At 33.9% G+C, this 21503-nt stretch carries 26 protein-coding genes; 17 read left to right on the plus strand and 9 right to left on the minus strand.

Annotated features, from left to right (window positions below):
* Window positions 1-525: 525 nt before the first annotated feature.
* From AC4D4B_RS18035 to AC4D4B_RS18045, 3 genes are all read left to right on the plus strand, one after another.
* Complete coding sequence (locus tag AC4D4B_RS18035) at window positions 526-1020, plus strand: hypothetical protein (RefSeq protein ID WP_491000693.1); 495 nt, start codon at window positions 526-528, stop codon at window positions 1018-1020.
* A gap of 80 nt (window positions 1021-1100) precedes the next feature.
* Window positions 1101-3569 carry a hypothetical protein gene (locus tag AC4D4B_RS18040; RefSeq protein ID WP_491000694.1) on the plus strand — a complete coding sequence of 823 codons (2469 nt, stop codon included), beginning with the start codon at window positions 1101-1103 and terminating at the stop codon, window positions 3567-3569.
* A gap of 1372 nt (window positions 3570-4941) precedes the next feature.
* Window positions 4942-6540, plus strand: a complete 1599-nt coding sequence (locus AC4D4B_RS18045) for a helix-turn-helix domain-containing protein (RefSeq protein WP_491000695.1) — start codon at window positions 4942-4944, stop codon at window positions 6538-6540.
* Window positions 6541-6770: 230 nt separating this feature from the next.
* Here the strand turns inward: AC4D4B_RS18045 and AC4D4B_RS18050 are convergent, their stop codons facing one another.
* The 4 genes from AC4D4B_RS18050 to AC4D4B_RS18065 form a co-directional block, all read right to left on the minus strand.
* On the minus strand, window positions 6771-6977 hold the full coding sequence (locus tag AC4D4B_RS18050) for a hypothetical protein (RefSeq protein WP_491000696.1): 207 nt from the start codon (window positions 6975-6977) through the stop codon (window positions 6771-6773).
* 153 nt (window positions 6978-7130) lie between these two features.
* Entirely contained in the window at window positions 7131-7406 is a 276-nt protein-coding gene (locus tag AC4D4B_RS18055) for a DUF3221 domain-containing protein (RefSeq protein ID WP_491000697.1), read from the minus strand.
* A gap of 177 nt (window positions 7407-7583) precedes the next feature.
* Window positions 7584-8015 (minus strand): VOC family protein, encoded by a 432-nt coding sequence (locus tag AC4D4B_RS18060; RefSeq protein WP_148630922.1) that lies wholly within the window; start codon window positions 8013-8015, stop codon window positions 7584-7586.
* A 346-nt stretch (window positions 8016-8361) separates the two neighbouring features.
* The gene (locus tag AC4D4B_RS18065) at window positions 8362-9168 is read right to left on the minus strand and encodes an SMI1/KNR4 family protein (RefSeq protein ID WP_491000698.1); all 807 of its coding nucleotides are present in this window, start codon (window positions 9166-9168) and stop codon (window positions 8362-8364) included.
* 636 nt (window positions 9169-9804) lie between these two features.
* On the opposite strand from AC4D4B_RS18065, the gene AC4D4B_RS18070 reads away from it, so the two are divergent.
* From AC4D4B_RS18070 to AC4D4B_RS18090, 5 genes are all read left to right on the plus strand, one after another.
* Window positions 9805-10302 carry an SMI1/KNR4 family protein gene (locus AC4D4B_RS18070; protein WP_491000699.1) on the plus strand — a complete coding sequence of 166 codons (498 nt, stop codon included), beginning with the start codon at window positions 9805-9807 and terminating at the stop codon, window positions 10300-10302.
* Between the two features lie 662 nt (window positions 10303-10964).
* On the plus strand, window positions 10965-11405 hold the full coding sequence (locus tag AC4D4B_RS18075) for a hypothetical protein (protein WP_491000700.1): 441 nt from the start codon (window positions 10965-10967) through the stop codon (window positions 11403-11405).
* 249 nt (window positions 11406-11654) lie between these two features.
* Window positions 11655-11900, plus strand: coding sequence for a helix-turn-helix domain-containing protein (locus AC4D4B_RS18080; RefSeq protein WP_491000701.1), 246 nt, complete (start codon window positions 11655-11657; stop codon window positions 11898-11900).
* 184 nt (window positions 11901-12084) lie between these two features.
* Entirely contained in the window at window positions 12085-12348 is a 264-nt protein-coding gene (locus tag AC4D4B_RS18085) for a hypothetical protein (RefSeq protein ID WP_491000702.1), read from the plus strand.
* Window positions 12349-12383: 35 nt separating this feature from the next.
* Complete coding sequence (locus AC4D4B_RS18090) at window positions 12384-12737, plus strand: hypothetical protein (protein ID WP_491000703.1); 354 nt, start codon at window positions 12384-12386, stop codon at window positions 12735-12737.
* A 183-nt stretch (window positions 12738-12920) separates the two neighbouring features.
* Here AC4D4B_RS18090 and AC4D4B_RS18095 read toward each other — a convergent pair whose 3' ends face one another.
* From AC4D4B_RS18095 to AC4D4B_RS18110, 4 genes are all read right to left on the minus strand, one after another.
* A complete protein-coding gene (locus AC4D4B_RS18095) occupies window positions 12921-13184 on the minus strand; it encodes a hypothetical protein (RefSeq protein ID WP_491000704.1) in 264 nt (87 codons plus the stop codon).
* Window positions 13185-13780: 596 nt separating this feature from the next.
* Window positions 13781-14170 carry a hypothetical protein gene (locus AC4D4B_RS18100; protein ID WP_491000705.1) on the minus strand — a complete coding sequence of 130 codons (390 nt, stop codon included), beginning with the start codon at window positions 14168-14170 and terminating at the stop codon, window positions 13781-13783.
* A 75-nt stretch (window positions 14171-14245) separates the two neighbouring features.
* Window positions 14246-14569, minus strand: coding sequence for a hypothetical protein (locus tag AC4D4B_RS18105; protein WP_491000706.1), 324 nt, complete (start codon window positions 14567-14569; stop codon window positions 14246-14248).
* Window positions 14570-14668: 99 nt separating this feature from the next.
* On the minus strand, window positions 14669-14989 hold the full coding sequence (locus AC4D4B_RS18110; protein ID WP_491000707.1) for a hypothetical protein: 321 nt from the start codon (window positions 14987-14989) through the stop codon (window positions 14669-14671).
* A gap of 147 nt (window positions 14990-15136) precedes the next feature.
* Between AC4D4B_RS18110 and AC4D4B_RS18115 the strand changes: the two genes are divergently transcribed.
* Window positions 15137-15262: a hypothetical protein gene (locus AC4D4B_RS18115; RefSeq protein ID WP_491000708.1), complete on the plus strand. Its 126-nt coding sequence runs from the start codon at window positions 15137-15139 to the stop codon at window positions 15260-15262.
* Entirely contained in the window at window positions 15237-15950 is a 714-nt protein-coding gene (locus AC4D4B_RS18120; protein ID WP_491000709.1) for a cyclic-phosphate processing receiver domain-containing protein, read from the plus strand. The genes AC4D4B_RS18115 and AC4D4B_RS18120 overlap by 26 nt, the downstream gene beginning before the upstream one ends.
* Before the next feature lie 43 nt (window positions 15951-15993).
* Here AC4D4B_RS18120 and AC4D4B_RS18125 read toward each other — a convergent pair whose 3' ends face one another.
* Window positions 15994-16524, minus strand: a complete 531-nt coding sequence (locus AC4D4B_RS18125; RefSeq protein ID WP_491000710.1) for a hypothetical protein — start codon at window positions 16522-16524, stop codon at window positions 15994-15996.
* Window positions 16525-17286: 762 nt separating this feature from the next.
* On the opposite strand from AC4D4B_RS18125, the gene AC4D4B_RS18130 reads away from it, so the two are divergent.
* The 7 genes from AC4D4B_RS18130 (at window position 17287) to AC4D4B_RS18160 (ending at window position 21453) form a co-directional block, all read left to right on the plus strand.
* Window positions 17287-18033, plus strand: coding sequence for a helix-turn-helix domain-containing protein (locus tag AC4D4B_RS18130; RefSeq protein ID WP_491000711.1), 747 nt, complete (start codon window positions 17287-17289; stop codon window positions 18031-18033).
* Between the two features lie 143 nt (window positions 18034-18176).
* Window positions 18177-18308, plus strand: a complete 132-nt coding sequence (locus AC4D4B_RS18135) for a hypothetical protein (protein ID WP_491000712.1) — start codon at window positions 18177-18179, stop codon at window positions 18306-18308.
* A 177-nt stretch (window positions 18309-18485) separates the two neighbouring features.
* Window positions 18486-18854 (plus strand): hypothetical protein, encoded by a 369-nt coding sequence (locus AC4D4B_RS18140; protein WP_491000713.1) that lies wholly within the window; start codon window positions 18486-18488, stop codon window positions 18852-18854.
* Between the two features lie 195 nt (window positions 18855-19049).
* Entirely contained in the window at window positions 19050-19490 is a 441-nt protein-coding gene (locus AC4D4B_RS18145) for a hypothetical protein (protein WP_491000714.1), read from the plus strand.
* 136 nt (window positions 19491-19626) lie between these two features.
* Window positions 19627-19845: a hypothetical protein gene (locus AC4D4B_RS18150; protein ID WP_491000715.1), complete on the plus strand. Its 219-nt coding sequence runs from the start codon at window positions 19627-19629 to the stop codon at window positions 19843-19845.
* A 250-nt stretch (window positions 19846-20095) separates the two neighbouring features.
* A complete protein-coding gene (locus tag AC4D4B_RS18155) occupies window positions 20096-20515 on the plus strand; it encodes a hypothetical protein (protein ID WP_491000716.1) in 420 nt (139 codons plus the stop codon).
* A 389-nt stretch (window positions 20516-20904) separates the two neighbouring features.
* Complete coding sequence (locus AC4D4B_RS18160) at window positions 20905-21453, plus strand: hypothetical protein (protein WP_491000717.1); 549 nt, start codon at window positions 20905-20907, stop codon at window positions 21451-21453.
* The last annotated feature ends 50 nt before the right edge of the window (window positions 21454-21503 follow it).

The raw sequence follows: 21503 nt of genomic DNA on the forward strand, positions 1-21503 counted from the left end.
AAAACTTTATTTTAACTCGAACGTAGGAATGCGGGTTGGAGGGGTGTGTTTTCGGAAAACTTTATTTTGATTACACATAGGAGAGAAAAGAAATGTAGGTGTTTTGTAATATTTCATCTTAATTATGGAGATAAAAGAAGTGGAGAGCTAGAATGGCAACTGATTGGTGAAACACTCTGAATGCTCAAGGTGAAGGGGGAATTTAGGTATAAGGAGATATTCCGAGACATACAGTACTATAACCGGTTGGAGCGGCATAAAGAGTAATAAGCTCTCTTTTATGTTTTCATTAATCACATTTAGAACCTAAGCCATATATTATATAAAGAAAAGATGGGAATACTAAATGAATTAGTGTCTGATTATTACCATATATGTATGATTTGCATAAAATGGTTTTAGTGACGCATTAATTTGTTGACAATTGTCAACAAGTTAATAATTGACCGTTGATACTAAAAAATGTAAAATTAGTATGTCAAATACAGTTGTTATTTCAATTTATTGGTATTAAAGAGGAGAGAGGTGGAAGACATAAATCATAAACAATCTATAGCATATTCTTTGGTATATAAATATTTGTTGGGAAGATACCCTTCTATTGATACTTATGATGACAGAATTATTGCTCAAAAAGTAGGGTATTTAACCCAAATAATGGGTATTTATATCGGGGATATAAAATTCTTTTGGCATCAAAGAGGACCTTATTCTAGAGTTCTCACCTCTCTTTTATTTAATATTAATAATAATAGGAATTATATAGAGGAAGAATGCACCAAATATAGTATATCTGAAGAACATAAACCACGATTAAACCGAGTTAAAAGAATAATTAACAATAAGCCTTCTGATTGTGAGGAAGTATATTGGCTTGAAATATGTGCTTCGTTGATATATATAAGTAAAGAATTTCCAAATGAAATGGATGATGGAGTAAAAAATATTCTTCTAAAAAGAAAACCCTTTTTGAAAAATCATATTAAAAGTATAGAAAAAGCAAGTTCGTTAGTTTTATGATATTAACCAAAATTAACCAATAAAAGGATTATTGTGGTATGATTACCATTATAATCCTTTTTTTTAGGTGGGTGCTAAGATTGAGAATAGCAGAAGCACGCGATTATGTTGCTTGTAGTGGAAATTTGTCCTTATGGCTCGAAAAGATCAAATCTTTTGAAGATATATCTAATTTTAGTGAAGCAGATACTCGTTCTAAGCTTATAGATTCATTATTTAAAGAAGTACTTAAATGGGATGAATCAGAGATAAAAAGAGAAGGTCATGTAAATAGTATTGGTTTTTATGATTATATTTTTAGATCTTCTCAAAATGTCTTTGTATTAGAAGCAAAGAAAACAAAAGTGGATTTTTATATGCCTAAAACTCTAACTATAAAATATCAATCACTTAATGATAAAAAATCTCCATTAAAGGCTGCTATAGAACAAGGAATTAACTATGCAACGATTAATAATATTGATCTCGTAGTTGTCTTCAATGGAAGTCAATTGGCAATAACATACATTCCATATATCAACTATCAGAATTATCATGACACATATTTATTTCAAAATATAGATGATATCCAACATCGTTTTTCTCGTCTATTCAATATATTATCTCCCTTATGTAAGGGGAGCAGTTCTCTTGAGGAACTATTGAAATCAAATGAAAATGCAGTTTTAAGAAATAGACCAGCATTTAAAGATAAAATAACAAGTACACAAGCAGATATTAATGCTAAGGAAAATGGAAATATCTTAGCTAAATATTTTCAAGAAATACACGGCAGATATTTTTCCGATATTACTACAAATAAGGAATTATTAAGAAAATGTTATTGCGAAAGTGAAGCTGCTGGAAAGTTAGAAAGAGAAATAGAAATGGTAATAAGAGATAGGTCACCTTTAATAGGTTACCCAATACAAGATATTGAAACGACAAAGAAATCTGCTGGGAATTTTGAAAAAGTTTTCTTACGTGAAAAAAACAGTACAAAGTTATTTTTGTTAATTGGTGGTTCAGGAGTAGGGAAGACAACCTTCATATTTCGATTTTTTGATTTTATATTGTCAGATACTGATAAAGAGTTCTTAGTATGGCTATATCTTGATTTCAAGAAAATGGATGAAGAAGGAAGAGATATAGAGAATTTTGTATTCGAGCAGATAGAAGAACAACTATCAGAAAAGTATAACGAACTAGAATTATATACTGATCCCGAAAAAACAAAAACTATTTTTCATAAAGACATCAGAAAAGAAATGGGTACGATTGCCCTATTTCCAACTGAAGAAGAAAAAAGAAGGGAAATTGCTAGAGTAATTATAGAAAGCAAAAAAAATAAAAGACACCATGTTAGTAGAATCTTTGATTATCTTCGTTCAATTGGCTATGGTACTTGTATTATTTATGATAATGTTGACCAATTAAGTGCAGAGATGCAAAAACGTGTATTCAAACATTCAAATACTTTAAGAGAAAACTTAAAGAGTACCGTAATCTGTACTCTTAGGGAGGAAGTATACTACGGGCATAGAAAAGAAAAAGATTTAAATTATGCTGAAATTGAGAGATTTCATATTCCTTCTCCTAGGCTCGTTAATGTCATTTCTAAACGCATTAAGATGTTAAAGGAAGAGACGGAAGAGGATGAATTTTACCGTATACCAACAGAAAATGGAGCTGTTGTGACATTAAGAAAGTTAGATATAGTTGAAGTAATGACGCAAACTTTTTTAGGGAATCCAGAAAATTTGCTGATGATTGAAATGCTAGCTAATAATGATTTGAGAGATTGCCTGAAGTACTTTAAATCAATCATGTCATCTTATAACATAAGCTTTGAAAATTTGATTGCATCAGCTATTAAACAGGCAACTGGTACACCATCTGTGAAATTCATTGAATCTAATCAATTATTACGAGGATTAGCTTTGCAGGATAGGATTCATTTCAATGGTAACAAGACTGAACCATTAATTAATATATTTTATATTGATAATGACGGCTTCTTTTCACATTTTACGAAAATAAGAATCCTAAGATATGCTCAATCAAGAATTGGTATTTCACGGGGGCAATTACCTCAAGGATATTTTTCTATTAGTGATATGTATGAAGAAAAATTTAGAAACACGGTAGTAAGACTAGAAGCATTCATGGACATTTTAAAAAATCTGCAGAGGACTGGAGCTATAATTAATTCGAATGGCACATTAGATATAATTGAAGCAAGGGATTCTGTTAGACTAGGCCCGGCTGGAAAGTATTACTTAGATTACCTGATTCATAATCCTTATTACTTGTCATTAATGGCAATAGATACGCAAATAACTGATGAAGAGAAATATAACAGAATAAAAAAAATATATGAACTAGCGTTAAATGAAACAGGTAGTATAAAAATCAAAAGATTTGAGGCTATGTCTAAAATATTCGTTGAGTATCTAGTTGAAGAAGAACAGAAAGAGATTAAATTTTTTGAATCAATGGGATTAGAAGTTGAAGATGATTATTATATTTCAGAGCTAATCCAAGAAAGATTTCTAAAATATATTGGATAAAAAGAAATGAAAGGAAGAAAATGTACATTGGTCTTTTAAGTTGGTCATAAACGATAGTTACCCTCCAAAAATTTTCTGGTAGACCTTCTTTTTTTATGCCAAATCAAATCAGTATAGACTTTCAATCCTTTATCCTAAACACTAATTGCCTATTTGTTAGATCGAGTGCAAAAACTTCCTATCTTGAATAGTCTGTACTCATACCTCTCACAGAATGTAAAAAAGTGGTTTTTTACACTTGCTTATCAGTTTTTAATTTGCTGGTTCTGTTGAAGAAAGGTTCTAAAAAAGGATACAATAAAAAAGTCCACCCACTAATGCAAGAGTGGTGGCTGTCATAAAGCGGATTTGTAAGTCATGCCATCTTTTACTGGCGGGTGAGGGTGGCAACAAGTTTGACCCAACAAACAATGCATAGAAATCATTGAAGAGCCGAGAAGTAATTACTGTGGCGAAGTAAACGTTATCCAGAACGTTGCTACGGTATTGCTTCTCGGCTTTTTCTTTTGTTTATGTTATCTATACATTATTGTATACTGTTCAATTTCTCTTTACTGGCTAATGGCTTTTATATAATCACTTCAAAATTTCTTTAACAGTTGGCTACCTGACTATATAAAACTGTGATTTCATTTACTCAAAATAAAGGGAAGGACAAATGGATATGAAGAACCTTATTGCCAATAGGCAAAACAAAGCACATTTTCTCCGCTCAATTTTGCAGAAACGGCAAAACACATTGGACAAATCTTCCGCTCATCATTGCATGTTACCAGTGATTTTTATCTGTTATTATCCCGTTTTATTGCCTAAAGGCAAAATATCACACAATTTTCCCGCTTAAAAATGCAGAAAAGATGAAACTACGCATAAATCCTCCGCTTAATTTTGCAGTTTTGCTCTAAACTAGCCTCCTGTTTTTTGCCTAAAGTCAAAACTATGCATGAAACCTCCGCTCAAAAATGCAGAAAAGACAATCTGTAATCCACAGAAGAGTAAATATATTGTTTATAAAGATTGTTAGATATCTAATAAAAAAGACTAAAGGATCTATCAAATTTGCTCGAACTTACTAAGACATGAAAAAGATTATTTAATCTGGGTTTACATGTAAAATAAAGAAAACAATTAAAAGGTTTCCGTTCGCCAGTGAACAACCTTCTGTATGTCTCTAGATAATTCTCAAGCCTTAAACCCATTCATTTAGGTTTCCTCTAAAAAGCTATTATTCATGAAAGATTGTCCATCATGTATCGCCTAAAACACTATCTCAGTTTGTAAATAAAACTAGAAAAGGTCTGATTGGCCTACCATGATATGTGCTTTTTAAAATGAATTCCCAATCCATGTTCTCATCAAGGAGGTTTTAATTATGAGTTTAGCAGAACAGCTACTCCAAAATTCAAGTACAGATTCAGAACGAGCCATTAAGGAATATAAAAAAAGAAATAAACAGGCATTGCTAGAATTACCATCGGTACCTACTTATGCCCCCAAAAATCAGAATACCTATTGTCCTTATCAACCAAGGGACATAGATGATTTATTGGAGGTGATGATTGGTGTTCCTAAAAATGTCTTGGATATAAATCTAAGGAACTATGGTTTCTCTGAACACCGTTTGTATGCTTATCAGAAATTAGGATTAACTGAGGGGAAAAAACGAAAAAGGAAAACCGTTAATGCTCCTTCAAAAATAAAATCCTCTTCCACTCACTTATCTGAACTGACAGATTTCTTCTCCTTTGCTTTTGATACAGAAGCCAATGCTTTTGTACACTTGTTGAATAAAGAAACAGGAGAGACATACTTCCAACCCATACAATCCCTAAAAGATAAAGTCAAGTTGCATTCAATCTTGCAATCGAACCGTTTTGCACCAAACGTAGATTTGATGTATTCTCTATCAACCTACAAAACAATGAGGAGTGCTACAGAGGACAACGTGTTTTCTGTTCCTTTGATACAGATAGATGTGGATTTTCGAAAAATACCAAAATATAAAAACAAGAATCCTCAACAAATTTGGCAACATATTCTAGAAAATGAGGTAGGGAACACTATTCCACATCCATCTGCTATCGAATATGGCCATCAACTAAGGCTGCTATATAAAATGAAGGACCTCTACGTAAAAATTGGTTCTGACGGATCCAAAAATGTAGCGAGGAGGATATCAAAGGTATTTGCTAAACGGCTGTCCATGTACGGTGCAGAAGCTCAACCGACAACTTCACACGGAAGAATTCCTGGTAGTATCAATAGCAAGGATGGCAGTAAAGTTAAAGTAGAGGTATTTGGATATGAATATGAGGTGGAAACCATAAAAGGGAAGTGGTTAGATCCTTTGCCAGATTGGTATCCAGCATGGAAATCCAAGCCGAAGAAAAAGAGTAAAGTCATTTATCTCCGTAACACATATACCCTCAACACAAACAGATTAAGAGACTTCTTCAAGATTGTCGACTATTTCAATGGTGACTTAGATGGTAGAAGGTTCTTATGCCTCCTCGTTCGATCACATGCTCTCTTGGCTGGATTTACTCCTACGGAAGCAAAAGAAATGATGTTCGAACTGAATTCCCACTTTAAAATCCCACTAAAACAATCCCTCATTGACCAAGATACCCGGAATGTTGAAAGAAAGCAGTATTTATTCAAAACCGAAAAGATTTTAGAAAGGCTAGGTATAACGCCAGAGATGGAAGAAAAGATGCAACTAGAGACGATAATAAGTGGTAAAGAAAAAAAGAGAAGAAACAGAATGCAGAAAGTGAAGCGGTACAGAACAGAAATGTATGGAAATCCAAACGTAAGCAAGAGGATTTTGATGGAAGAGGAGAAACAAAGAATAAGGGGACTGTTAGGCGAAGGGCTCAAGAAAAAGGAAATATGTCGCGAATTAGGTATACAGCCTAAGACATTGCAAAGGCGGATAAAGGAGATGAAAAACGAAGGTCTACACATATAGGCCTTCGTTTTTTTTGTTTGTTAGGTCCATTTTGTAAACTTTATTGCTAATGGCAAAAAAGATAGATAGATTTTCTCTGTCTCCTTGTTCCGCTAAAGCCCCCTTTTGTTTAAGTGCATTTATTCACAACTTAATATACTTTTTCATTGCCTATTGGGAGTTTCTCACCCACTTTAACTCGGGATAGAAATTTTTAAAATAAGAAAACCACTAGAATCTAGTGGCTCTTGTTATTCTCCTGTATTTACGCTTTCATCATCTACAGTGTTAATAATAAAGTCCTTAGAATCGACAGCAACTCCAACACTATTAATTTTATCGCTTATCTCAGCTAACTGGAATGCTATTACTCCTAAAACCACAACGAGGAAAGCCAATAATACAACTATCGTTCTTTGGATACTATCATCAGTCAACGTAATCACCCACTTTACCATATTTAACATTTAATTCGTTATTCTGTCTCGATTTTCCTTCTTCCGCTAACCTGCCCCGTTTCTACCATAAGGAGTTCAACAGAAAAGGTTATTTAATATTTTCTATTTTGAAATCGTTACTATTTTTAATTTAATGAGCTTTCCACTAACGTATTATTCAACTAATTCAACGGATAGGGTATTAATTTTAGCAGGACTGGATTCTTGCATTACACCATCATAACCTACTTCTATTTCGTCCCCAATTTGAAACGTTACTGCACGATTTACCGATAGATCAACAACTATTCTACCGCCTTTGGAATCGACAACAATAGCACTATCCTCATTGATTTCTTCAATGGTTGCTCTAAATTTTACTTCTTGAATACAGGCAAATAACAAAACGCTTACTAAACCTATAAATAAGGCAATAAATTTCTTATTCAATAAATATCACCTCTTTGACACCTATTTTTCACATTATTCGATAAATATTAAATGCATTCCTTCTTCAGCTAAACTGCCCCTTTAACGGAATAACAAAAAGAGCTGATCACAGCCCTTCGGAGTAATGACCTGGTACTTTAAGAAAACTGATACAAGGCATACATAAGTAAGAACCTATTAAAAGGAAATCATAGCTCCACGTTCATCGAATACTGAATCTGGATTCCAAGCAATCTCCCAAAGGTTGTTTTCAGGGTCCGAAAAATAAGCTGTTCTTCCTCCCCAGAAGGCATCGCTTGGTTCTCTTAAAATATTCCCACCTGCTTTTTTAATAGCATCAATTGTTGTATCAACTTCTTCGGGTTTATCTACGTTGATTGAAAAAGATACTCCACGAAAGGTATCTACGCTTTGAGTAATTTCAACTGCTGCATCCTTAGCCAATTCCTCAATAGGAAATATTGAAAGATTGACACCTGCCGTTTTAAAGACAGCGTAATTATCAGAACTTATCTCTGTTTCTTCCCATCCTAAATTTTTATAGAACGAACGTAAAATAGGCAAATTGAATGCACCGATAGTAATTAGGCTAATTCTTTGCAAGACCATTTATATTCCCCCTCATATATTTTTATAAAGTAATGATTTCAACAAAACGTTTAAATTCTCCTTCTTCAACTAAACTGCCTCGTTAGTTGAAGAGCTAACTTTATTTAAACGTTTCTATTTAGAAGCAACAATTTATATGAAAACAGTCTTTGTTAAAATAGAGTTTTATTTCATTTGGGTCACTTATAGTGCTATGTTTTGTATTTTTAAAGTGGATATTTTTTTCTTCTTATATGGGGGAACTAATGTGGTACGACAGGAACACATAGATATAACTAGCGTCATTATATGGTATCTATGAGAATTAAATATCTTAGGTGAAGAAAAAGGATCTAAGGGTCTGTATCTACTGCTCTTTTTGTTCGTCATTCCATTCCTTTATCCAATCTACATAATAAGAGACCTCGGGATCTTGTTTCATAATCTCGATTGCTTTATTTATGTATTGCTCATCAATGCTCTTGATTTTATTTCCATAATAAAAATAAAAGCCAACCTCTTCTTTCACTTCTTCTTTTTTGTGTTTAAACAAGTCGAAAACATGAGCTTCAATAATCTTGGGATTTGGATAATGGCTGAGATAGGTAAGGGCTTTGTTAACGCTGATTCTATTTGAAGCACTCAGGGTTTTGACTAATTCCTCATCTATAATTTCACCATTATTCCAACGTTCTTCCTCATCTGGATCTTCATGCTGTGGCAATTCTTCTTCTATATAAAGTTGATTAAGAAATTCATCTAAACTAGAGGCAATCGTAACATCTACCTCTGATTCATTGTCCAGAAAGACGATAGATGGCTCTTCTTTGTTTTGTCGATAATCAAGAGCTATCCAGGAATGTCCATCACCACTTAACAATATGAGGTCAGTTGGCATTTCCCATTCTTCTAATAGCCAAGGTGAATCCAAGATACCGAGATCCTCACCCACTCCCATCAAGTAAGTCAACTCAAGATAGGGTTCATCATGAATGGTTACATTCTCTAAGCGGACGGCATTATATCGTATGCTTCCTCCGTTTTGTTTTTTCAAAAGGGTAACGAAGGTTTCGGGTAGTCTATGACCAAGAAATTTTTCTGCCTTATGCAATGCAGCTTCCGTAAGTCTTTTGAATCGGTAAGGGTCATCTTTTTGTTTAAACCATAGCTCCATTTCCAAACCTCCAGCTTAATTAGATGTTAATTAGATATAATTCGACAAGCGATAGATAATTACCTTTCACTTCATTCTCAAAATACAGTGTCATGCAGACTATTTCATAAAGAATTAAATAGGGATAGCGAATGCCTTCAGGTGAATAAGAAAGTGGACATTTTTTTCTTCTTATATGGGAGAGCTAATGTGGAACGAGAGGAACACATAGGTATGACTAGCATCATTAGGCAGACTATTTAAGGAAATCACATAAGAATCATTTTCTTTTATCTTTTGCTTTTGATCCTATCGATTCTTTCGAGTGTTTTTCCTAACCATATAGAATTGGTCAGCAGCCCTTATGCCTAAGCTATTCATACGGAATGAACATCACCCGTATATATAATGGATTCATGAAGTGTCCAGTTAGTATCAAAGAAGGATAAAAGCTCTTTTCCCTCTTTTCAACAGGGAAAAGATATTCTACATGGAAAAACACTTCATAATCATGATTATCTCGTTGATGTTTTGAGGTGCCTCTAAAATCTTGCCTTATTTTAAGTTTGTCTTTTTCTACAAAAAAAATCAAAAGAATAAAGGAATTTCCAATCTATTGGCTGAATTACTCTATTGTAAAATAATTAGAAAGGACCAATGAACTTGAAGACATTAGACTCATTAAAACAACGGTTAAATGATGGTCAATTGTTGATCCAACAAGAAGATGGAGAGGTGCTTAACGCTTCTTTTACATTCAATCTACCGGCTACCGAATCCGAATTAAAAAAGCTACCCGATTTTGCTCCGAGAGCATTGAGGGAGTTTTTAATGCAGCATAATGGAGCCACCCTTTTTGAATATAAGGGAGGTGATGGGACTACCTTATTTTCTATTGAAGAAATGGAAGAACATAAGGAATTATGGGAGTGTCCAGATAACTTTATTCCGGTGGGTGTCGGATTGGACGGAATAGAAATAGTCTGTGAATGCGATTTAGAGAGCGGGACTAACAAGATGTGGTTAGGAGAAGCTATGAATTTTGAAGATGAAGAGCTTGTTAAATTCCCATTTGGATTTGCTTCATTTTTAGATTATTTCATCGTGGCTCAAGGCACATCTTTTTGGGAATGGTTTGTAAGAGTAGGCGAATGAATCTAAACTAAATAGAAGAATGAACGAAAGACGTTGAGTAATTCAGCGGCTTTTATCGTGTAGTGGTGAATCAAAAAAAGCCCACCTAATGGAAGGATCCTGGTTTTGAAAGAGGACAATTTTTTCTTCTTATATGGGAGAGCTAATGTGGAACGACAGGAACACATAGATATGACCAGCATCATAAGGTGACTTATACGAGGAATATCACATAGAAAGCATTATAATCACTTTGCTAAGGTATATTAGAAGATATGTATGAATCGTATCCCGGATACTGAACAAATCACTTCATTCATAGTAATTAACCTCACCATATCAAGTAAGGCAGTCCCTCTTTTGCCTGTGCTATTCATTTAGAATGGATATAACAAGCAAATATATTGTCATTCAAATATCTAAAAGGATAATAGCATACCTGTAATTACCATATCTAAAAGACTGGATATCAGTTAGAATTAATGTATCACTAGGAGTATAAAGGCATATGAAACTGTATAACATTTTTTTTATTGAATACATAACTATATATTGTCAAAGTAGAGCACGTTTCCATTGAGGAGCGTGCTTTTTTTATGCCATTGCCTATAGTTGATGGGAAATGTTTGCGTATCACATATGTCTATAAACCTAGTAAATAAATATACGAAAGGATGACAAATATGAATTTAAATTTAATTACTGAAAAGGGCGGGTTACCGGTAATTATGAATTGTGTAAGGACGAAAGGAGAAATGGATGAGGTAAAACGAAGAATTGATGAGTTAGACACTGCGATATGGTATCCAGAAGATGAAGGAGAGTGCGTTCAAGACATTCGTGTGGGTACGGGGATAGATTGGTATTTTTACACCACAATGATTGAAAAGTGTGATGAAGTATATATTCATATCACTTTGACCAAAGATAAAAATGATGTTCTTATACAAGGAAGAGTAGATAAGGATGAGGATTATGCTAATTTCCTGGCTGCATACAAAGAAAGTAGCCATCATTATAGAGTTGGATTTTATTGTTTGGAAACTCGAGAAGAATATCATTACAGCACGATGTTTTTGCAGGGACCTATGAAATTTGTAAAAGAAAATTCAGGTGTCATTTGAATTCTATAACCAATGTCTTGACTTGAGGAGTAGTTACTTATTATCCCTTTAGGCAATTATGATTTCAATCGTTCGAAGAAATTGGTAGAATGCTGTTTTAATCGAGGGCACCTAATCAAATTTCCCTCTATATGGGCTAAGCTAGAAAAGTATAAGAGAAGAGTTATAACTCCTTCATTACTCGAGTAGTATACCAAGTATTTAAGAGAAAACAGGAACTATTCGTAGTTATTGAAGGAGGAAATAATGATGGAGAAAGAGGAATCATTTGAATTTGGTAAATTGGTTAGAGAACTAAGAGGTAAGAACTTTTATTCCCTAGAGGATTTGGCTCAGAGAGTAAATCTTAGTCCAAGCTATGTATGGCGAATTGAGGCTGTTTTAAGAGAAGCATCACTGGAGACAAAATTAAATATCCTTGTGAATGGATTTGATTTTGGATTAGAGCATCCTTTAGTGAAGGAAATCATAAGGGAAAAAATAAGCATAAAGTAGTTACGAAGATCAGATTGAATTTATGGAAAAGGTAGCAGTTATATTATTGCTGCCTTTTTCTTTATGTCACAGTGTCAGAGGGCGTAGGGTGGAGTACTTTTAATTATAAATAGGTCTTGTTGGTTGATTATTCCTTTTATTACGAACTCATTGACTATATGATGGTTAAAAAGGGAGAGTTGAAATGGATAATCAGATTCTCTTGAAACAACTTGAGAAAGTGCCAGGTTTAAAGCTGAATTCAATAAAGAATAATTTAGTTAATGGAGAATGTATCACTAGAAAGAAAATAGGCCGTAGAAAAAATGTCATTGGTAACATTTCAAAGACAGGAAGTTCATTTTTACTTTATAAAGATGGAAAATGGATACCGCGTACACAATTGGGGGTCAAAACCATTGAAGAAACCATTGAGTGGGTTAAAAGGGACATTGAGTCTCTAAGTTAATAAATCTCAATTAAAGAGGAATAGGAGGCTTTCCGATGGATTCCTTGAGAAAGAGTGGAGTTAAACATGAAGACTTATTGAAGGAGTTGAAAATGGAACTGGAGTATTTAAGAGGTGGTGCGACGAATTACAGAATTAAGACAGCGGAAATGGCATTAAAAATTGCATGCACCATAACCGAACCCGCTCTCTTTGATACTCGAGAAAAGTCTTACGAGACAGTGTCTAATCTAATACCTGGAATGGATGAAGAACGCTTGAGGGATGTTTCAAAGATGATAAATGTAATATATGGTGATCTCTATATGAAGGCAAATCAATCTGATGAAATGGCTGCATGCTTAGCGGAAAGGCAGAGAAGACCACTAAAGTTAGTAAGGAAGTATTAGAAGAGTTGGTATATCTGGCTTTTTTCTACTTGAACATATTCGAAATTTTCTATTAGTTACCTTTATGACTAATTCAAGGTGAACCAAAGTCGAAATCATTTTCGGCCTTCGACACATTTTAAGAATCCTACTATGATTGATTATAAAGGTGAGGAAATCAGTACAGTCGAAGCATTGAGTTAGTTAAGCAGCTCCATGTCGAGGCAGATCAGTTACGCCTATTTCACCATACAAATAGGTACTTTCCACTAATGCAAGTGAACGGAAGACCTTTAGTTTACGAAGTGTACGAACGGAACAGTATGTGATGTTGGCTAATTGATGTAATTCATCCACACCTACATTTCCTGTACTGTCTGCAAGTCCAAGGAAAGAGAGTAACTGTTTGATCATCGTGCGATTCCAGCGAACACTTAGCCATTCATCTGGGATAGTAGTGCTACTCATAGAGTTTCTTCCCATCTATTGTTTTTGCATTTTTATTAAGACCTTATAAAGTAATAAGCAATTTATTTGCAACTGGTACATGATTTTTGAAAACAAGCTCCATGAGTTTACACCTCCCAAATTATGGCTAGATGTTTGACTATTTAGGTATACCAATTTTCACTACAATTCGTCAAAGCTACAAAATTATGCGGAAGAAAAGTGCGTAGTTTGGTTTTTCTGCAAAATTGAGCGGAGGAAAAGTAACCTGTTTTGCCTATTGGCAATAAAAATGGATATATTAGGAGAAGTATGAGTGGGTTTTTGCAAAATTGAGCGGAGAAAAAGTAACGCGTTTTGCTCAAACAGTGACTTCGAATGATTGGGGTATCTATCTAAATTATGGACAATTGAAAAGCAGAATCTAAAAGAAAGACCTGGACCCCATAAGTGGGAACCAGGTCATTTTTTATTAACCTTTCTTTCTTTTGAAGAGACATCGGCCACTAAATACACCAATGAACTCCCAACCTTCCATCCCTAACTCATTGAGCTTCTCAACATCAAGTTCCTGATAATATGGTTTAGTCAAAGAGCTAAACACAACTTGTTTATATTCAAAGGTATACATGAGAGCTCCTTTCCAATGCGTCACACCATCTGCAAAATGCTTTTAAGATGGGCTGTGTATTTTCGCTATCCAATTCTCCCGCAAAGCCAATGAATCCGTCTTTGTTAAAGGAGATGGCTTCCCTTGATTCAAAATTACTTCCTTTTACTTTTAGGTAAGCATATTCTAAACCGGTATCCATTACTTTTAGATCCTTTTTCAATACTCTTCGGACTTTCATATCCATCGCTTCGGCATGTTCCCATCCTGAACTTTTATACAGCTTCAGTTCCTCAGCCAAAATCTTGTTGAGAACTTTAATATCCTCTTCACGAATGGCTGAATAGGTCAATCCTAACTCCTTGAAATAGTTCCTTGCCCCATCATTTGTCATCATTTCATTGTCTCCTCCAAATAATTGTAGAAAAAAAGAGAGACACTTTAGGCATCTCCCATTTCTTGATTTAACTTTTTACGCCCATCCATGAGTAGAGACTTGGCGACACCGTGAGAAGATTTCTTCTTTAGTTGCCCCCTCTACCAAATAGGGTTTCAAATACGCATATATCTGTTCTTTTGCCTCTGCTTGCGTGAGTTGTTTAAACTCTTTTGGTTCACCATCCAAAGCTGGGTTGTATTGATCTAATGCTACCATAGGTTTATCTTGAATCAAGGCGAAAATGCCATTACCCGCAGATGCCGTATCTTCGACAACCACTGTAGATTCAGCCGGAACAAAAAATTGCATAGATTCGATGGTTTCTATCCAATCCTCTGACTTCCCGCCTAGTGCCATTGGATAAGGAGAAAAATCCATTCCACCCAGTTGCAAGTTAAATCATTAATAAGAAATTAATCGCTTCAAAATAGCTACAAAGATTGATGACATTGGTATTCAATTTGTTAATGCTGGATGTGGATTCATTGCCATTAAAATTTCAAAAGCCGACATTTCGGGCAATTGGTTGGCAAATTCGATTAATTCTAATTTTGAATGGAAGGTAAATGCTCCAATTTCGTGTGTCGGGTAAAACTTTTGGTCTTCATCACATATTAATTGATAGAGCCTTAATAAATGTAAATTCTTTATTCTACCGGATACGCCAGATACGCCGACGCTATTATTAATGGGGCTTACTACAATGAATTCGATTTTCTTTCCTTTTAATATTTCATCTGGAAATACGACTTGCGTGTTATCATTAGCATTAAACAAACTAATCCCTCCTTGAATAACCATCGAACCTATTTTAAAAGATTCACCTCTCTATATGTTAATAAAATACAAATTGTTCTTATTTTGACATAACTTTATGGCGGAAATTATACGGTTAAACAGTAATCATTTTATAGGAGGCTTTTAATGGAGCTTCAACCGTTCCAGTTAGCTTCCTTACTGGATAGGATCAGTTTCTGTTCTTGTGTATTTTCTATTGTATCTATTGCTGAAAGTGGTGATTTTCATGGATTATTTAAGTTTATTGAGTAAGAATGACGTACCTGGTTTAAGGAAATATTTAAAGCAAAACGATGTAAATGAAGAGGTTCAGGGACAGACTCTACTGTACTGGGCAGTTTTTAATAATTGTATTGAATTTGTAACGGAACTTATTGAATGTGGTGCTAATCCTAACATGAAAGATTCTCTTGGAAGAACGCCGTTGTCCACATCGTGCTTCTTTAATTTTGTAGACATTACAAAGTATTTATTAAAGAATTATGCCACAATAGAACCTCTTTCGTTGGATCGGGCATATTTTGGATGGAATGGTGAAGTTCAAACTGAAACAATTAAGTTACTTCGAGAATATGGATGGGTCAACCTCTATTTGGATGATTTACGAGATATACCAGAGGGGTTTATTGGTGTTAAAACAGTGGAAGGGGCTGTCCATGTAATAGAAACTAAAAAAGTGCATATTCTTTCGTTAGACCATGACTTAGGGTTGAATGAAACAGGTGAAATACAAAGGACTGGCTATGATTTAGTAAAAATCATTTGTGAAAATGGTTTAAGACCTGGGAATAAAATTTACATTCACACTGATAATGTTGTTGGTCGAGAAAATATGTATCAAACGTTAAAGGCTGCACAGAGAAGGGGATTTATTGATAAGGATATCGAAATTTATCATTATCCGTTTATGCCTAATAAATATTCAGGTGAAGAGTGGTAGATGCAAGAAGATCTACTATTAACAAAAGAAAGAGAATCCTGTGCTACTTCTCAGGACTCTCTATTTCTTTATGACCATATGTTTTGACGAAATCAAGAAGACATTTACTGAAGATGTCACGAAGTCGTAAATGTGAAAATTGACTGGAATGCAGTTCAGAAAATTTACGGTAGATATCACCGTTGACTTGAATCGTCTTTGTAATAGTCTCGCTGCTTGGAGTGTAAATCTCTGGTTCCAGCATCAATTGACTACGGTATGCGTTCAATATTTTCTTTAAATCTTCAAGATGTTCAGCAACAAACTCAAGTGTTTCCTCTGTTTTTTCCTCGTTTGAACTCGACTCGAGGAATTTCTTGTATTCCTCAATTGGCATAATACGATCGTAAAGTTTAGTTGTTTTGTTGAATTGAAAAGTTGCATTATTTCTCATGATTTTTGAGAAAGTGGATTCGGATAATCCTAATTTAGAAGCCACATTCTTTAAATGATCCTTTTGCTCCATTTTTAACATTTTGTTGACTGTTTCTACTTTAACTAACGAGGATAAACTCATAAATTTTTGTGTATCCATCATCATTCCCCCTTTAAATTTATTGTCCTTTTATAATAGATAACTGTTAAAGAAATATTCCATTTCAATAGAAAAAAGATTTAAATGCTATGACCTCCATTAAACCAATAAGGGTCTATTAAACTCCATAATTAATCAAGATAGTGATTTGGTAGCTGGCATTTCCTTTGTAGAAAATCGATTTTACAGAAACATAAACCGATATACCTTTCAAAAATAGGATTTTGGCATTCTGATGCTCCATTGACAAAGAACATTCACTTAGGGGAATAAAGGGAATGGTTGAATAATAAAGCACTGCTTTAATGAAGTGAAAGAATTTAATCAATAAAGGAAATAGACTAAATTTGAGAGGAAACCATTAAATCCCAAATTCATTGAGTGTGACCTTATACATGCTAAGCACTCCAGAAAGTATTCATTAATCCTGTAGGATAATAGATCAGTGCTCTATATGAAGAGTAAAGAGGAATGAATCAGTTTTGTGTACTTATCAATAACCTAGATGGGTGAACCCATAATGTTCATGGATCAACCTTGGCTCATCATAATTTCGGGGTAATTAGATAGTGTTCAGTAAATAAATATTTTTGAAAAGTCATTTACTATAGGAAAAGTTATGTCACTAAGTTAAGGTTCAAACTAAGGGGTGTCATTTCTATTTTGAAATATCACGCGATTTACTATTGACTATAGGTAATGGTAATGTTAGAATAAAATTATAAGGTTGTAAGCATCTTAAAATTATTGGGAGGTGAATCTTTGGAAAACGAAACAACATTAGGCTTAGGGTCTCTTATCAAAAGAGAGAGAGAATCTAGAGGTTGGTCATTTGCAAAATTCTCAGAGGAAACAGAGAAATGTGGACATAAATTAAGCGATTCTTATTTATACAGACTTGAAAGTGGTAAAAGGAAAGATCCAACTACTCAGTCTTTAAAAGTAATTATGCGGGCTTTGAACTTGTCGTTAGAAGAAGTATTGAAAAGCTTAGGTATGGAAACATTTCTAATCAAAGAGAATATGCAAACATTGGAAGTGAATGAATTCATTTTTCCTGATGATATGTTCCGATTGAATGTTGTTAGACGAACGGAATATGGGAAGGAAATCATAACAAATGCTCAAAAGAAGTTGATTGGTGAATTAATTGATGACTGGTATAATATCACCCTTCATGTTGACCCAACACACTTTGATGATACATTTGTAAAGTATTGTTTGCGGTTAGGTGAACTTTTGGAAAAGGAAAGGAACCTAATTGAGTTAGTTGAGGGAAATTTAAAACTTACAATTAATATTGAGGTAATGCTCAATAAATATGGTATGTGTAAAAACGATATTCTAGCTGAATTGAAGAAATTAAATATAGCAGCACTTTATAATTCCAAATCTTCCTCGATTCCATTGAATTTAATGAATGATACGTGGATGACACATAAAGAAGATAATATAATTGTAATTTTAGATAAAATTTCTGAAATAGCAAATTTATATATGACTGATTAATATTTAGCGGGTGTAAACCCGCAATAATATTACCTTTGTATTGCCTAAAGGCAGTAAAGTAAAAAAATACTTCAATTCAGAAAGGAAGATCAAGATGGAAGCAACGTTAATTTGTAAGAGATGAGCTGATCAATTTACTGAATATGTCTTACGGTGTAGTTGATTGGGAACGAAAGGAGAAGGAGAAATATAAGGAAATAGGAGTGACAAGGCACGTAAAAAATAAAGTAACACCTATCTTCATCGTATTTACCTCGCTGGAGTTTTACCCGTAAACAGAAATACACGAGTTAACCAAAATCCAGTAGTCAAACAGGATAATCAAAGGAGTAAGCGTGTTGGTTGTTAAAGAAATCTTCACAATACTCACAATCGAGTCAAAACCTCAAAGAAATCAAATGGGAAAGCCGTAACAATAATTTATCAAAAAGATAATTTAAGGAGGAATTAGCATGGGAGTACAAGCATCTTTCATCAATTTTGAGGATAATACAACAATGAAAAGAGAGTTAAGGAAGTATCATAAAAGGGACAAAAGTGATGATGTGGTTGACATCATTGCTTTAGAAAAGGTTAAAAAGGATATTTGTCCTTTTAAGAAAGGTGAAATCGTTGCAGTTGTCGTTGGAGAACGCTGGATTCAAAGAGACAGAAAAGAGTTGTGTAAAGAGCTAGGCGTAAAAAACATTGCTGAAATTGTCTTTGTCGATAATCCATACTATTGGGAAATGGCCATTAAGGAGGATAAAAGCATTGATAAATTTCTAAGTGAGCATATTGAACAGCTATCTGAAGAGGAATGGATGGAATTTTTGAAATGAATGATTTGACACTACTCAAACCTTGCCATTTTGATAATGTTTGAGATCGAGTAGATATTCAAGCCTGTTCTTTCGTTCATCTAACAAGTGATTACAGAAAAAAATAAGGTAGAACCATAAAAGGCGATTAAGCAAGAGGGAAAAGGAATACGATAAATAATAATAAAAAAAACTAGAAAAGGGAGAGAAAATCCTATGAAAACCAATGTAATTGATTTTGTTCAGAATAAATCCAATATGTATGACTTCGATTTTGAAAGCTTGCTAGAAATGATATTGGACCACGAAGATAGTTTAGAACCGATTTGCAAAAGTGCTAGGGTAGATAAAGATGGGAAGTACTATGATGAAGAATTCTTTTTGAATAGGGATGGAGAAGTCATTTGCGGATTATTCTTAATCAGATATAAGGAATGGGAAGCATTTGACGGAGAAATAAACGTTTATAGGGAAGTCTTTATCACAAAATCCGGAGAATGCTTAGTCTTTTATAAAACTTATGAAAAGATTTATGGACGCAACAGTGATGATGAACAGTGTAGAATACATCGTTTCTTTCCAAAGGACCAATCCGTACCGGAGGACGAAAAATGGGAAGCCATGCATGAACTATTGTATAAGTTTTATAAACGCTAAATGAAATTCAGTTTTGAGAACCCACAAAAAAAGATCGGTCAACTGAAGGATAAATTAGGTTGGATAACTCTTCTATTTTGCTGATTTTGTATGTTCCTAATCCTTCGTTATCGAATTTAAAAGGAGATGATTCAAATTGAATGAAAAAGTTAGGCAAATACAACAAGAGTGTTGGAAAGTTCGGAAATTATCGAATTACAATATCTTTGATATTGAAAGTAACCTGAAAAGCTTGGCTGAGAAAGGACTTGTTTGGATTCTGAAAGATTCAAAAGAAATATGTGAAGATGAGAAAATTCTAATTGAACATTATCTAAACAAGTTCAGATCTAACCAACTCTTGTCTCCCCCTTAAACACTCCACAAAAGAATTGCACCTTAAAAAACCTCAACATTAACTCTGTGATTAAACTTCCCAAAAACACATTATCCCGACAGGAGGAGATAGAATCAAAAGAACTCAAAGGCGTTAAACGATTCCGAGGATATAAGATCTCGAAAGAGCTAGAAGAAAAGGTATATGTAGCCTTGCAGGCAACCTTTTATATCCCCAGTGTAAAATTAAATCATAGAATTAAAAAAATTAAAGAAATGAGGAATTAACTATGAATTCAAAAATGGTGATTGAGGAATTTATGAGTAATATGTGGGAATCGATGGAGGTATCGAAAATTTTCCTCCTTGATCGTGAATGCAACCCGCTTGTCCTTATGGTGCCAATGGTGGAAAATCAAAACATGAAAAGCCAGATAAGGCGGTTGGGAAGATACTTTGCGGAAAAGGATACAGTAAAAATAGCTATTTTATCCGACATGGTGGATATGTACTTCTTCTCGGACTTTGAAAGTCAAGGTGTAATGGATACAAAACCGTTCTACAAGATTCCTTTGCTATCTTTCACTGATCAAGATATTGAATTTTTAGAACAGTTTCAAAGAGAATATTTCTTGGATCACTTTCATGAGCTTTATGCTAAGTGGAAGGAACAATATACCTTTAAAATGAATGCTGTATCCATGCTGTAAAGTCAGGAATTCTGCTAAATGTTAAGTTTACATAGTGAAAAGGGAAGTAAATTAGGAAGATGATATAAATTAAGGGACGTTGGGGAAGTAGTTCCCCATTTAATTCTATATCAGTTTAGGCCTCTGTTTTTTCTCTTTTTTCTATAGCTCTCTCGAGGGTTGGCTTTCCATAAACAATAGATGTAAGAAAACAGAATTTAATAGTTTAGGTATAAGACACGTTCGAACCTAAAAAAATATTAAATCCTGGGAATAGATAATAGAATAGAGTTAGCAATAAAGATAAAGAGAGAAAAAATGTTGCTGCTAAAGAAATCATGAAAAGGAGAAAGAATTATGGTAGAAACTAACTCATTAAATCAAATGCTAGTAGAAAAGGAGACTGTAAAATGAAAAATCAATTATCAAAAACAGAATTAAAGAAGCTTGAGAGAATTAGAGAGTTAAAAGAAGAAAAATTTAGCCCGGTTCAGAACTTAAATGAGGCAATGAAAAAATGTGTAATAGTTGAATTTAGAGAAGAACCAATATTTAAAAGAGAGAGTTGGAAAGATGGAGAACCTAAAGAAAAGACTAAAAGAGAATACTTTAAAGGAGAAAGTGGTGAATTCATTAAGGGATTTAGAGTTTATCATAAAGCTATGGAGTTTTCGAATACTAACACTGGTACTTCAGGAATGAACAAAGAGATTTTTATCAATTCGAAAGGTAAATGTTTGGTCTTCAATAACAATTTTAGGACATTCTTTTTTGGAAGAGTTGTATTGAACAGAGAGTTATCAAAAGACCAATCATTATCTGAAACAGAAAGGGAGGTAATTTTGGAGCTTTTGAACAGTTTCATAAAATGTGAGTATAGACTGTTTTTGAATTTGACAGAAAGGAAAATATTAAGAGATAATGCTCCTATTGACTACAGGGCTATATTTCAGAAGTAAGAAAGAAAAACAAGAATAACCTGGTAAATGATCTGATTCTCCCAAGCTAT

This window comes from Pradoshia sp. Z6_59 (genome assembly GCF_058267515.1).